Source organism: Deltaproteobacteria bacterium, assembly GCA_016219225.1.
Taxonomy (GTDB): domain Bacteria; phylum Desulfobacterota; class RBG-13-43-22; order RBG-13-43-22; family RBG-13-43-22; genus RBG-13-43-22.
Genome location: JACRBX010000250.1, coordinates 16,759 through 29,445, shown reverse-complemented (window position 1 = coordinate 29,445; position 12,687 = coordinate 16,759). Strand labels below are relative to the sequence as shown.

Annotated in this window: 12 protein-coding genes; 3 read left to right on the top strand and 9 right to left on the bottom strand. The window is 49.8% G+C overall.

Annotated elements, in window-relative coordinates; all coding sequences use genetic code 11:
• Positions 1 to 178: 178 nt before the first annotated feature.
• The 4 genes from HY879_20920 to HY879_20905 all read right to left on the bottom strand — a co-directional run bounded on the left by HY879_20920 (position 179) and on the right by HY879_20905 (position 3,793).
• Positions 179 to 1,129 carry a peptidylprolyl isomerase gene (locus HY879_20920; protein MBI5605803.1) on the bottom strand — a complete coding sequence of 317 codons (951 nt, stop codon included), beginning with the start codon at positions 1,127 to 1,129 and terminating at the stop codon, positions 179 to 181.
• 71 nt (positions 1,130 to 1,200) lie between these two features.
• On the bottom strand, positions 1,201 to 1,836 hold the full coding sequence (locus HY879_20915) for a CBS domain-containing protein (GenBank protein ID MBI5605802.1): 636 nt from the start codon (positions 1,834 to 1,836) through the stop codon (positions 1,201 to 1,203).
• A gap of 376 nt (positions 1,837 to 2,212) precedes the next feature.
• The gene (locus tag HY879_20910; protein MBI5605801.1) at positions 2,213 to 2,860 is read right to left on the bottom strand and encodes a serine/threonine protein phosphatase; all 648 of its coding nucleotides are present in this window, start codon (positions 2,858 to 2,860) and stop codon (positions 2,213 to 2,215) included.
• Between the two features lie 3 nt (positions 2,861 to 2,863).
• Positions 2,864 to 3,793, bottom strand: a complete 930-nt coding sequence (locus tag HY879_20905) for a radical SAM protein (protein ID MBI5605800.1) — start codon at positions 3,791 to 3,793, stop codon at positions 2,864 to 2,866.
• A gap of 272 nt (positions 3,794 to 4,065) precedes the next feature.
• On the opposite strand from HY879_20905, the gene HY879_20900 reads away from it, so the two are divergent.
• Positions 4,066 to 5,154, top strand: a complete 1,089-nt coding sequence (locus tag HY879_20900) for an inositol-3-phosphate synthase (protein MBI5605799.1) — start codon at positions 4,066 to 4,068, stop codon at positions 5,152 to 5,154.
• Positions 5,155 to 5,379: 225 nt separating this feature from the next.
• Positions 5,380 to 6,015 (top strand): CDP-alcohol phosphatidyltransferase family protein, encoded by a 636-nt coding sequence (locus HY879_20895; GenBank protein MBI5605798.1) that lies wholly within the window; start codon positions 5,380 to 5,382, stop codon positions 6,013 to 6,015.
• Between the two features lie 188 nt (positions 6,016 to 6,203).
• On the opposite strand, the gene HY879_20890 is transcribed toward HY879_20895, so the two are convergent.
• The 4 genes from HY879_20890 to HY879_20875 form a co-directional block, all read right to left on the bottom strand.
• Positions 6,204 to 6,374, bottom strand: coding sequence for a hypothetical protein (locus tag HY879_20890; GenBank protein MBI5605797.1), 171 nt, complete (start codon positions 6,372 to 6,374; stop codon positions 6,204 to 6,206).
• Positions 6,375 to 6,428: 54 nt separating this feature from the next.
• Entirely contained in the window at positions 6,429 to 6,806 is a 378-nt protein-coding gene (locus HY879_20885; protein ID MBI5605796.1) for a hypothetical protein, read from the bottom strand.
• Between the two features lie 89 nt (positions 6,807 to 6,895).
• Positions 6,896 to 7,345 carry a MarR family transcriptional regulator gene (locus HY879_20880; GenBank protein MBI5605795.1) on the bottom strand — a complete coding sequence of 150 codons (450 nt, stop codon included), beginning with the start codon at positions 7,343 to 7,345 and terminating at the stop codon, positions 6,896 to 6,898.
• A 137-nt stretch (positions 7,346 to 7,482) separates the two neighbouring features.
• Positions 7,483 to 9,084, bottom strand: a complete 1,602-nt coding sequence (locus HY879_20875; GenBank protein MBI5605794.1) for a response regulator — start codon at positions 9,082 to 9,084, stop codon at positions 7,483 to 7,485.
• A 777-nt stretch (positions 9,085 to 9,861) separates the two neighbouring features.
• Between HY879_20875 and HY879_20870 the strand changes: the two genes are divergently transcribed.
• Positions 9,862 to 11,151: an aminotransferase class I/II-fold pyridoxal phosphate-dependent enzyme gene (locus HY879_20870; GenBank protein MBI5605793.1), complete on the top strand. Its 1,290-nt coding sequence runs from the start codon at positions 9,862 to 9,864 to the stop codon at positions 11,149 to 11,151.
• 209 nt (positions 11,152 to 11,360) lie between these two features.
• On the opposite strand, the gene HY879_20865 is transcribed toward HY879_20870, so the two are convergent.
• Positions 11,361 to 12,578: a CoA transferase gene (locus tag HY879_20865; protein ID MBI5605792.1), complete on the bottom strand. Its 1,218-nt coding sequence runs from the start codon at positions 12,576 to 12,578 to the stop codon at positions 11,361 to 11,363.
• Positions 12,579 to 12,687 lie beyond the last annotated feature (109 nt).

Genomic DNA, 12,687 nt, shown 5'->3' with positions numbered 1-12,687 from the left:
TCGGCTCTCTGCCGATCCGAGTTTATCACGATCGGCTCTCTGCCGATCCGAGCTCATTGGCGTCCAATAAGCAAATTCCTGTACCATTAAATATTAAACCGCCATGCCCCGCCTTTTGGGGCGTGGCACCACGAATCATGAAAATAGAACTCGGTAAGCGCTGAGCCCTATTTTCGAACTAAAGAAGGATTTGGATATAAGAACGGTCTTTCAACTGTTGCAGCCACTGGCTGAAACGCAGGTCCACCTCTTCCTGAAAGAGTTGTTCGGTAATCCGATCCCGGACTTCCTCGAAAGCCACTTCTCCGGCCCCCTGATTGGCGATCAATTTTACAATCTGCCATCCCTGAGGGGATTGTATGACTTGACTGAATTCTCCTGGTTTCAAGGTCGAAATCGCCTCTCGAACCGAGGATTCGATCTCGTCTGAGATGAATATCCCCAAATCCCCTCCCTGGGCTGCTGAAGAATCCTGAGAATATTTTCTGGCCAGCTCACTGAAATCTTCCCCCTTCTTAAGATGTTCCAGAACTTCCTCGGCCTTCTCCTTCTGCCTCTGAATTTCATCGGTCGGGGTATTGGCGGAAAAAGCCAGGAGAATATGGGCCAGATGGATCCCTTCGGTTTTTTGAAATTTGGATTTGTTCTTTTCAAAAAATTCCCGTAACCGGGGCTCCGGGATGATAATTTTGCTCCCGATTTCCCGGCTGACCAGTCTAAACCGCAGGATCTGATCCTTGACCTTATTTTTAAATTCGGTTTCGGATAGTCCTTCCTTTTTTAAAGCCGCCGCAAAATCATCCGGGTTGGTGAAGCCCTGGTCTTGTTTAATCCTGGCCACGGTTTTATCCACTTCTTCGGGTGAAATCTGGATGCCCAGCCGCTTGATTTGCAACCCCACCAACTTCTGGTCGATTAATTGAAATAAGAGTTGTTTTTTGATTTCTTCCGAATTTTCCCGGGTCAAAACCGAAGGCGGCAGGCTCCTGACAGCCTTTTGTAATTCGTGGAAGGTAATGATTTCATTGTTTACTATGGCCACGATTCGATTGATCTCCTCGGCCCGGGCCAGCCCAAGGCCGACCCCCAAAACCAGCATGATGAAATAACAACTTATTTTCTTTTTCATTCCCACCTTAAAAAAGAATGCCCTGGATTTCAGGGCATTCACGGTAATTTTTAATGAATAATGGTTTCAATTTATTCGGCAATCTCATATCCGGCTTTTTTAAGAACGGCTACCACCTCGTCCTTTTTTTCGGACCGGATTCGGATAAAAACCCGAACCAGATCGGTTGTCCTCTTAGGCAAAGAAAAAATACTCAGGATCATTACCCCTAATTTTTCAATAAGGGCCGTCAAACTGCCAATAGTCCCGGGCTGAAGGTCCACATTCTCCAGGGATATGATTTCCTTTTCGATATTAGAACCGAATAGATTCATCAAAGCCCTGCCGATCTGGCTCTCGGTGACGATCCCAACGACCCTGCCTTTATCATCCACTACCGGGAACCCGCCTATATCTTTTTTCGTTCCCAGGGCGATGGCGTCGATTACCGTGTCTTCCGGAGAAAGGGTGACGACATCCTTTTTCATCAGGTCTTTTACCTTCATCCGCATGATCAGGTAATTCAATTCATGAATACTCAGGGTGGTGGCTGGAGAAGGAGCAGCTTCAATGAGGTTGCGGAAGGTAACGATGCCCACCAACTTTCCTTTTTCAACAACCGGTAGGCGTCGAAACTTATTATCTTTCATAATTTTTTGGGCTTCGACCGCTAAAGTATCCGGAGTTACGGTAATCGGGTCTTTGGTCATCCAGTGTTTAATTTTCATCTGAGCCTCCTTGTTAAGTTGGACTAAAGGCCACCCGTATCAGGCCACCGACAAAGGCTTATCCATTCGTATTGTAATTAAAATTAACAGAATTGCCTTCTCAGGTCAACTGCAAAAAAATAAGGTTTTCCCCTGGCAACTTGAAACTTGCATCTTGCAACTCTATTCTTTAACTGCCCCCCGACCCCTGATCCCCGCCCCCTTAATACTATTTTCGCATTAATTCCACATCCCCCGCTCTGGAGCGGGGTACCAAGAAGCCTGAAAATATCGAATATCGAATGTCGAATAACGAATATCGAAGTAAGGTTGGTTTTAAACCAGCAACCCGTAACTCGTAACTCGTAACCCGTAACGTTATTTTCATACTAACCCTTCATACCGTATAAAACTTCATGGCCGGCAGCTCGAGACAGGTTAATTTATTGCCATAGACCGCCCCGGTATCAATACCGATTTTCTGTTTGGAAATAAATGGTTCCGGAAAGGGGGTATGGCCAAAAATAACAGTCTTCCCATAATTGAATTTAGAATAAAGAAATTTTTCCCGAATCCAAAGGAGATCGGAAAGGTCCTGGGATCTTAAGGGGATCCTGGCTTTAAGTCCGGCATGGGTAAAGATATAATCCTTCATCTCATAGTAGGGCCGCAAGGAATTAAAAAATTCCAGATGGTCGGCAGGAAAAACCAAAGGGTGCTCTATGAAAGAGGAAAGAGGTCCAGGCCCGAAGTAACTGACCAGGGTCTTATGACCGCCGTTATACAGAAAGGGGTTGATGTTTATCCCATCCAGATATTCCAACAACATCTGTTCGTGGTTACCTAAAAGAAAAATAGTCGAAGGAGCCTTTTTTTTAAGTTGAATCAGGTAGTCCACCACTTCTTTGGAATGGTCCCCCCGGTCAATATAATCCCCGATAAAGATTAAGAGGTCTTTTTCAGGGTTCATCTTTACTTTTTCCATTAATCGGACCAGTTTAGTGTAACAGCCGTGTATATCACCAATCGCTAAAATTCTTTCCATAATTCAATCCCGTCTTATTATCCTGCGGCTTCGGCCATGGTCTAATCGCAAAAGACCGGCCTCAGTCGCCTCTCCCAGGGCTTGCTCGTACTCTTTGGGAAAAATCCTGCGGTCGATTCCGGGATACCCGGGGGCCTGGCCGCAAGGACGATATTGATCCATTATATTCACATAGGTTTGCCTGGAAATTTCCCGGGCGATAAAGGCCATGACGGCTTTTGTCCCGGCCTTCTTATTGGGCATGACCAGATGTCTGACCAGTAGCCCCTTTTGGGCTATCCCCTTTGGCCCAATCAGTAAATCCCCAACCTGCCGGTGCATCTCTCTAATGGCCTCCCGGGCAATCCCTGGATAATCATCGGCTTGGGCCAATTCCTGCGATACGGCAGGATCCCAAAATTTAAAATCCGGCATATAGAGGTCGACAATATTTTCCAGCAGCCGCAGGGTTTCTATGGATTCGTATCCTCCGCAGTTATAAACCAGGGGAAGGTGCAGCCCTTTGGGGATGGCGATAATTAAGGCTTCCAAAAGCATCGGGACAACATGGGTGGGCGTAACCCAATTGATATTATGACACCCGATGGTCTGCAAATGGAGCATTTGGTCGGCCAAGGCATCAGGGGAAATCTCCCGGCCTTCCCCTGAATGACTCAACTCATAGTTTTGGCAAAAGATACAGCCCAGATTGCAAAAGGCAAAAAAAATGGTCCCCGAGCCAAACTGCCCAACCAGGGGCGCTTCTTCCCCGAAGTGCGGGCCCACGCTGGAAACCAGGGCCGTCCGGCCTGTCCGGCAGTAACCGCGTTCCCCTTCCAACCGATTTACACCGCAATTTCGGGGACAAAGATGACAGTCCCTCAGAACCTCCCGGGCTTTTTCGGCCTTTTGCTTTAAAGATCCGGTTTGAAATTCATTGATATAAAGGGGCAACACCCTGGTTTCTCCTTCCCCTCTTCTCCCTTCAGGAAAGAAATCTTAAAATAGGTTCTTTTTAGCACAACTTTCCAACAAGGAAAAGCAGAAAGGAGGTTTTCCATTTCTTTTTAATTACTTAATGACAGGCTCTTTTTTATTTCATGGTTGATTTTTGATTTGATTTATTATAATTTTTACTCATTATTAAATTCTTACAAAGTATCATCTGAGAATTATTCTTTGCTTAACGGTTCTTTTTGGCTTGTGATGTATTAGAGGGGATATGGATGGGAAAAGGGATTATTAGGGTCGCTATCTGTGGTGTAGGAAATTGTGCCAGTGCTCTGCTGCAAGGAATCGAATTTTACCGTCATAACCCTGCTGTTCAGGAAGGGTTGATGCACAAAACCCTGGGGGGCTATCTGCCCGAGGATATTCAATGCGTAGCCGCTTTTGATATTGACCGGAGGAAAGTCGGTCGACCCCTTGGAGAAGCCGCTTTCGCCCTTCCCAATTGTGTCTATTCCATTTGGCCTTCGCTTCCCGATTATGGTATTACCGTCCGGATGGGCCCGATAATGGACGGTTTTGCCCCCCACATGAAGGATTTTCCACCGGAACGAACCTTTCTGCCGGCCGATGAACCCCCGGTGGACGTGGGAAAAATCCTTAAAGAAACCGGGGCGGAAATGTTGGTCAACTACCTTCCTGTCGGCTCAACCGAAGCAGTCCGATACTATACCACCTGTTGTCTGAACAACGGGATCAGTTTGATTAATTGTATGCCTGAATTCATCGCTTCCGAGCCGGAGTGGGCTGATCAATTTGAACAACGGGGGATACCTCTGATTGGAGATGATATCAAATCCCAGGTCGGGGCCACCATCATTCACCGGGTATTGGCCCACCTCTTTGAGGAACGGGGGGTTAACATCAAACGGACCTACCAACTCAACACCGGCGGGAACACCGATTTTTTGAATATGTTGGAGAGAAGCCGGTTAAAAAATAAAAAGATTTCCAAAACCGAGGCGGTTCAATCCCAGTTAAGCCGACCCTTATCCGAAGAAAACATCCATATCGGGCCTTCCGATTATGTTCCCTGGCAAGGGGATAATAAGGTCTGTTTTATTCGTATCGAGGCTACCAATTTTTGCGGGGTCCCTCTGGAATTGGAGGCCCGGTTATCGGTTCAGGATTCCCCTAACAGCGCCGGAGTGGCCATTGATGCCATACGGTACTGCCGGGTGGCCCGCGACCGGGGAGACGCCGGTGTCCTGCTCCCTGTTTCCGCCTACCTGATGAAGCATCCGCCGGTTCAGATGGAAGAGGGGGATTCCAGGCGGCAGATGGAAGAGTATTTAGGTCGAAAATAAAGTTTCAAGATGCAAGATGCGAGTTCAAGTTTGATGGTCTCGTAAAAACTCGTCATTCCCGCGAATGCGGGAATCCAGACCACATGAAACGAATTAAAAACAATCGGACCTTGAATCCTTTTTCATGATTCGTGGTGCCCACAGGGGCATGAGGATTTAACTCGAAATCAAGGACAACTTTGAGCTTTGAACTTTCAGCTTTGAGCTATAAAATGGACAAATCCTTTGCTCCGTGAAAGCAAACTGGGAAATCGCTATCTGAAGTGGGTGGAAGAAGTTCCCGTCCCATTCTTCTCCCGCCGGGACATTAAGCCCAACCACCTGACCTTTCTGGCCCTGTTCTTCAGCTTTTTGACCATTCCAGCCTTCCTTTATGCCCTCTGGCTGGGAGGGATCGGTGTCCTTGTTTCAGGGGCTATCGATACCATGGACGGCGGATTGGCCCGAAAGGCCGGCCAAAAAACCCGCTCCGGGGCCTTCCTGGATTCTGTTCTGGACCGCTACAGCGATTTTTTAGCTATCTTTGGTATCTGGCTTTATTTCTCGGTCCGCCCCATTCCCTTTCGTTCCTTGACTACGGCCCTCCTCTTTCTTTTATTGACCGGTTCCTTCCTGGTCAGTTATGCCCGGGCCCGGGGGGAAGGTCTGGGCGTGTCGACTTCGGCCGGCTATTTCAGCCGGGCTGAGCGGGTGGTTTGTCTGGGGACAGGTTCTATATTGAATGATTTATTAACGGCCCTCTTCCCCGCCCAGCTCTGGCTGGCCGATCATTATTTTATTATCGCCCTGCTCATCCTGCTCACCGCGGGAACCCACATCAACGCCTTTCAACGAATCCATTATTTGGTACGGCATCTTTAAACAGGGTAATTTTTCAGAAATCCCTTGGGTTCCTGAAGGCCAGAGATTCACCAGCCAAAGATGGCGCTCTGGATGGCCCGGTTTAAGTAGGCTATCTGCTCCACAGTGAAATAAGCCCCCCGTAGGCGATGACCTTCCCTTCGGTAGGCCCTGGCGTGTTCTTCCGACCGGAAGTAGACACTTTCCTTTCAAAAGGCATCGATGATGTCGGGATCTTTCAGACGGCCGAAATCCACCTGGGGGACGAAGATAATGGGACGGCAATCCGGTTCCTGGCAGCGGCAATTCATTGCGCTGTCGATCTCCATCTGCATGGGTCTTTTACAGTGGGCGCATTCCGTCTCAACCTGAATGCGCACCTCTTCCTGCCTCAATTGCCCTTGCACGAAGGGCGTCGCAAAAGCGTCCACCGCTCAGGCGGCGTATAACCGCTCCCCCGAGCCAAAGGTAATTCGATGTGGGGTCTTTTCAACCGTCACCGGATAGGCCCAGACGACCTGCCCCTGCCCATTCCGGCACAGGAAGGTCAGGTGTTCTTCCAGATCCTTCAAAATGGCAACGGTCTGCTCCCCGGACAAGGCCAGTTCCCGGGCCACCATTTCAGCCGGTATCGGCCGGCCGAAGCGCGGCAGCTCCCGGACCACAAAATGATGAACCCTCCGGTGGTCCGGAGACATGAAGCGAAGGGATTTTTTGACTTTATGCCTCGATTTTTCAATTTGTTTCTCCCAGAGACTGGGAGGCACCCCGACCATAGTCCGCCATATTCCGGTCAACAACCTGTTGCCCATAATCGCCCTCCTTTATTTTCCTGTTATTTCGGTCCTGATTTAATGGTCTTGTTTTGTTTTTAGGTACTATAAACATAACGCAAAAAAAACTACTCCAGACGTTTCAGGAATTCCTCCAGGCGGGAAAGAAATCCCTCGATGATCCTTCTTTCCTTCTCCGATAATCCGGACAGGTAACTGGAAAAAACCTTCATCGTTGCCTCCTGCCCTTCTTCAAATCGTTTTAAGGCCCCCCTACCGGTCTCATTCAAGGTGGCTGTCACCTTGTTTTTAAGGGCCGGGTCCTTGGTTTTTTTGATAACGCCTTTTTTTTCCAGCCGGTTCAGGGTCTGGGAAACAGCGCCATTGCTGAGGCCCAACTTCCGGGCCATTTCCCCGGCACTCAGATCCTCTCCTTCTTTAATGACCTGCAACAGGTGGATTTCCGAGGGATAAAGACGGAGATCCGCATGATGTAAAATGGTCCGTTTTTCCAGGAACATGGACCGGTTTAGGACCCGGCGGATCTGCCCGGCGATCTTTAGCCATTGTGATGACATGCTATGTTTTTAGCATGTAAAAACATAGCGGTCAAGCCTTTTTATTTGACGGGGTCCGATTACGTTTTAGAGAGATTTGGCCGAGGTCGATTGCAATAAGTTAACAGGTTTGAGGGCCGATCCGTATAAAGGCCTGTTCATTGGATTCGGTCCAACTCTTTTCTCACGGCCAGTCCCATTTTTTCCATGATATATGGTTTTTTCACGTAGGCACCGGCACCGAGAGTCTGGGTGGAATGGACCCGATCCGACTCCGAAAAACCGCTGACGATGATCGCCTTCTGTTGGGGATGGATCTCAAGGATTCTTTTGTAAGTGTCCAGTCCGTCCATACCGGGATCCATGATCATGTCCAAAATCAAGAGATCCACCGTATGCGCCTTCAGGTAGGCCACGGCCTCATCTCCGCTGGAGACGCTTTTCACGGTATAATTCAATTTCTTGAGCATTTCTTCTGCCAGAGCACGCTGCCCCTTGACATCATCAACAATCAGAATGGATTCGCCGTTCCCCATATATTCGGAAATCGAGACTCTGACAGGATCTGTGGAGATTTCTTCTCTGGTCACCGGCAAATAAAGGGTAAAGGTGCTTCCCTTTCCCTCTTCGCTCTGAACGTTAATGTAACCATAATGATCCTTCACCGTACCCCAGACCACAGCCAGCCCTAATCCGGTCCCGCTTCTTCCCATAACCTTCTTGGTATAAAACGGCTCAAAAATGCGTTTCAGATCATCCGCCGGTATCCCTTCCCCGGTATCGGATACGGAAAGGACCACATAGTCTCCCTCTCGGACCTCATCATATCCCTGGATCGGTCTGTCCAGATACTGATTGGAGGTTTTAATAGTCAGGGTGCCGCCCTTCGGCATAGCCTCACCGGCATTTGAGACCAGATTGAATAACGCCTTGCCGAGGTGTACGGAAGAACCGGAGATGTTCAAGAGATCCGGTTCAAGATCGGTCTTGATCTTTACCGAAGAATGGTAGGAACACAGATTCTCGAATTCCGGGGAATCCTGATAATCGAGGATAATCTTATTCAGGTTTAGGACCTGCCGGCTGGACACCCCCCTTCTGGCCATGGTCAGCAAATCCTGGACAATCGCGGCGGCCTTCTGGCTTCCGCCCAGAATATTTAAAAGACCGGGCCTGAGCGGGCTTGACGGCTCTACGTCATAAAGGAGTAATTCCGAATAGCCGACAATAATACCCAGAACATTGTTTAAATCGTGGGCCACGCCCCCTGCCAGGGTCCCCAGGGCCTCCATCTTTTCCGCCCGTTGCAGCCGCTCCTCCAGACTTTGTTTTTCAGCCTCCGCCAGCTTGCGCTCAGTGATTTCCCGAATGGATTCGATGGCGCCCATGACCTGTCCATCAGGGCCATAAAGCGTCGAAGCCGTGTTCCACAGCCAGGTGGGGCCCCGTCCCTGAAAATCGGCGAGATAGGTCTCGGATACGAGCCGCCGGTCCTCCTGCTGGAAGAACACATAACTGCCTGAGATTTCCTGATCCGGTGTAAGGGCCAGGTCGATCATAACCGGTCGGGGTTTGCCATAAAAAGGTACGGCATAAGCATAGTCGCCCTTCCCCAACATTTCCGAAGCCGGGATGCCGGTCAGATCTTCTATGGCCCGATTCCAGATGGTGACCTTGCCCTGGGCGTCGATGGCGAAGGTGGCATCGGGCAAAAACTCGATAGTCTGAGACAGCCACAGCTTACTTTCCCGCAATCGCATCTCTGACTGCTTACGCTTTGAAAAATGACCTTTAATTCGATCCCAGCTAATCCATGGCCCTAAGAGTCCGAGTGCCCAAATTACACCATAGGCTTCCTGTCCCCTTTCCGCACTCAGGTAATTCCATATAAGTGATGTGCTAATCAAAGCAGTCCACAATCCACCGGTAATTAAAAAGGTCTTCTTCATAGCGTATTCCTTTGAATCGGTCAGGCCTGTTTCGGGCCAAGGCTTGAACCTGCTTTTACGATTTTGAACTACCGGTCTTCACTGGGGCGGCCCAGCCGTATCCCCCTTGTCGGGCAGGAAGGCTCTTCCCCTTTTATTTTAAATATAGCCCGCAGCATAAAGGACAGTCAATGGCAAAATAGTTTCCTCCGAAGATCCTCTCTATTTGGTTTTGGCAAGATGCCTGGGGCACAAAGTTCAAACCCCGCTCCAGCCAAAAAAAGGAACACCTCTCTAAGGAGAGGGAGGGCAAGATCCAATCTCCTGTTGATTTTTTTATCAAAACGGGTTAGATAATTAAACAATACACATCCGGGAACCAAGATTTTCGGATAGAGCTTTCAGCAGTCAGCGACCGGCCTTCAGCTTACCATTTAATGGCAAAAATTTGATGGCTGACTGCACGTAAGCCATCATGCCCTTGGATCACCACGAAGTATGAAAATGGGTTTAGGATTCAATGGGTTTCAACAAACGACGGTTTTTTGCCGAACCCTGACCCCTGAACCCCGATCCCTGAAGTTATTTTCGAACTAAGGAGATTTTATAATGAACGAACAAGCCAGGACATTAAATGAAACGTTGCAGCAGGAGAACCCCTTTCTGCTCGATCTTTTTTCAAAGGCCGGGCTCGATCTTTTTTTCCCGAAACTAGGCATCCTTTCCCAATCGGCGGAGGCGGCCGGGAAGCGCATCAATGCTACCATCGGGATTGCCATGGAAGAGGACGGCCGGCCCATGTACCTCAAAACTATTCACAAGTATCTTGGAGCCTTGCAGCCCGGAGAAGTGTACACTTATGCGCCCAGTCCTGGGAAAAAAGAGCTGAGAGAGGCCTGGAAAGAAATGCTTTTCAAGAAAAATCCGGGGTTGACCGGCAAAGAGATCAGTCAACCGATCGTTACCGGGGCCTTGACTCATGGACTGAGCACTGCCGGAGAGCTCTTCCTTAACCAGGGAGAGGAAATAATTATCCCCTCTCCCTATTGGGAAAATTATGACCTTATGTTTCTTTACAAGAAGGGGGCCAGGATAAAGACCTTCGATCTTTTTTCCGATGGGGGCTTCAATATAACCGGTTTGGCCGATGCCCTGAACGGGAATGCCAAGGCCCTGCTGCTGTTAAATTTTCCCAACAACCCCACCGGCTTTACCCCGACGATCGAAGAGGCCCGTCAGATTGTCGCCACCATCCGGGAAGCGGCTGATCGAGGCAAAGCGATGGTCGTCCTGGTGGACGATGCCTACTTTGGTTTGGTTTACGTAAAAGACATCATAACGGAATCGCTCTTCTCCCAACTGGCGGATTTACACGAGCGGGTGCTGGCGGTAAAGCTGGACGGACCGACCAAGGAGGATTATGTCTGGGGCTTCAGGATCGGCTTTATCACATACGGCATCGGAGGGTCCGGAGATAAAAAGAAGATTTACGCTGCCCTGGAGGCCAAGACGGCCGGAGCCATCAGGGCCGATGCCTCCAATATGTCTCACCTCGGTCAATCGCTGCTCTATAAGGCCTACCAGGACCCGGAATACTGGTCGGAGAAACAGCAAAAGAACGCGATTTTGCATTCCAGATACCGGGAGGTCACACGGGTGTTAAGCGATAAGAAATACGAAGAGACCTTCCAGGCCAGACCTTATAACAGCGGCTATTTCATGTGTCTAAAGCTCAGGAACGCCGATCCGGAAGCGGTCAGAAAAAAGCTGCTCGATCAATATGACACCGGCGTGATCTCCGTCGAACCGGATTTGATCCGGGTGGCCTTCTCTTCCACACCCACCAGGTTTATCCCTGAACTCATAGAAAACATCTATCAGGCTTGCCGGAAGATCTGACAGGGGAATGGGGCACAAATCGTAAATGGTGGGTTCCGTTGCACTGCACCCACCCTACCAGGCTTGCATCTTGCATCTTGAAACTTTGTTTTCGTGTTAAGCGCTCATGCCCGGGTCGGGCACTACGAAGAATGAAAATGTCTTTCGCCGACCCCCGATCCCTGACCCCCGATCCCTGAACGTTATTTTCGTACTAAATGGGCTTAAGATCAGACTGTGCGGTTGATTACATTTTCCGCTTTCAGGGAATCAATCTCCTCTTTTTGATAACCAAGGGTTTTCTCCAGGATTTCCTCGGAATGCTGCCCTAATAGCGGAGCCGGTGCATAGACCTCGCCCGGGGTTTCGGAAAGACGAAGGGGGGACCCCACGATTTTCATTTTCCCCAGGCGCGGCTGATCGATTTCCACCAGCATTTTGCGATGGGCGATGTGGGGATCTTCGCAGATTTCTTTTATGTTATTGGCCGGCGAATGGGGCAACCCGGCCTTCCCCAGCAGTTCCAGCCATTCTTTTCTGGTTTTTTTCCTGAACTCCGGGATTAAAATCTGCTCCAGATCCTTCCGGTGTTCGGTTCTCAAAGGATTGGTGGCGAACTTGGGGTGGTCGCTCAAATCCTTCCGGTCGATCAGCTTGCAGAAGCTCTTCCACAAATTGTCGTTCCCCAGGGCGATGATCAAATGGGAATCGTCTTTGGTCGGGAAGGACTGGAAGGGAACGATCGACGGGTGGGCGCTGCCCAGGGGGCCGGGAACCTCGCCGCTGATCGTGTAACGCACAACGGCATTCTCCAGCACGGTAAAAAGCCCATCGATCATGGCCCCGTCGAAATGCTGCCCCCGGCCGGTTTTTTCCCGGTGCAGCAGAGCCGCCATTATGGCGATAGTCGCCTGATGGCCGGCAAAGATGTCTCCCACGGATGAGCCGACCCGACACGGCGGCCCGCCTTCGGGGCCGGTGATACTCATCAAGCCGCTGTACCCCTGGGCCACCATATCGTAAGAGGGCCTGGCATCATAGCCAGGCAGCGAGTCCTGACCGAATCCACTGATGGAGGCATAAATAATCCTGGGGTTGATACGCTGTAGCTCTTCCCACCCGAAACCCAGTTTCCGCATCGTCGTGGGCCTGAAGTTCTCAACCACCACATCCGAGATCTTGATCAGATCCGTCAGGATTTTTTTTCCTTTTTCCTGTTTCAGGTCCAGCGCCAGGCTCTTCTTGTTGCGGTTGAGGCTGATGAAATATCCCGAGTTGTTTTTCCCGCCACTGCCGGCGAACGGGCCGAACTCTCTGGCGTCATCCCCATTCAACGGTTCCACGTGAATCACTTCGGCCCCGAGGTCCGCCAGAAACATGGTGCAGGTGGGGGCCGCCAGGACATGGCTCAGGTCAACGACCCTGATATTTTCCAACGCTCTGGCCATATAGCCTATTCCTTTCATTTAAAATAAATTAGGACGCCGATTTTCGCCGATACCCGCAGAAAACTATATATTTATATTCAAAATCTTTGCAATCTGCACGATCGGCGAA

Excerpts from the sequence above, each read along its gene's own strand:
- HY879_20900 (MBI5605799.1), top strand. The coding sequence starts at position 4,066 with ATGGGAAAAGGGATTATTAGGGTCGCTATCTGTGGTGTAGGAAATTGT.
- HY879_20885 (MBI5605796.1), bottom strand. The coding sequence starts at position 6,806 with ATGGGCAACAGGTTGTTGACCGGAATATGGCGGACTATGGTCGGGGTG.
- HY879_20870 (MBI5605793.1), top strand. The coding sequence starts at position 9,862 with ATGAACGAACAAGCCAGGACATTAAATGAAACGTTGCAGCAGGAGAAC.
- HY879_20920 (MBI5605803.1), bottom strand. The coding sequence starts at position 1,129 with ATGAAAAAGAAAATAAGTTGTTATTTCATCATGCTGGTTTTGGGGGTC.
- HY879_20880 (MBI5605795.1), bottom strand. The coding sequence starts at position 7,345 with ATGTCATCACAATGGCTAAAGATCGCCGGGCAGATCCGCCGGGTCCTA.
- HY879_20865 (MBI5605792.1), bottom strand. The coding sequence starts at position 12,578 with ATGGCCAGAGCGTTGGAAAATATCAGGGTCGTTGACCTGAGCCATGTC.
- HY879_20875 (MBI5605794.1), bottom strand. The coding sequence starts at position 9,084 with ATGCGATTGCGGGAAAGTAAGCTGTGGCTGTCTCAGACTATCGAGTTT.
- HY879_20915 (MBI5605802.1), bottom strand. The coding sequence starts at position 1,836 with ATGAAAATTAAACACTGGATGACCAAAGACCCGATTACCGTAACTCCG.
- HY879_20910 (MBI5605801.1), bottom strand. The coding sequence starts at position 2,860 with ATGGAAAGAATTTTAGCGATTGGTGATATACACGGCTGTTACACTAAA.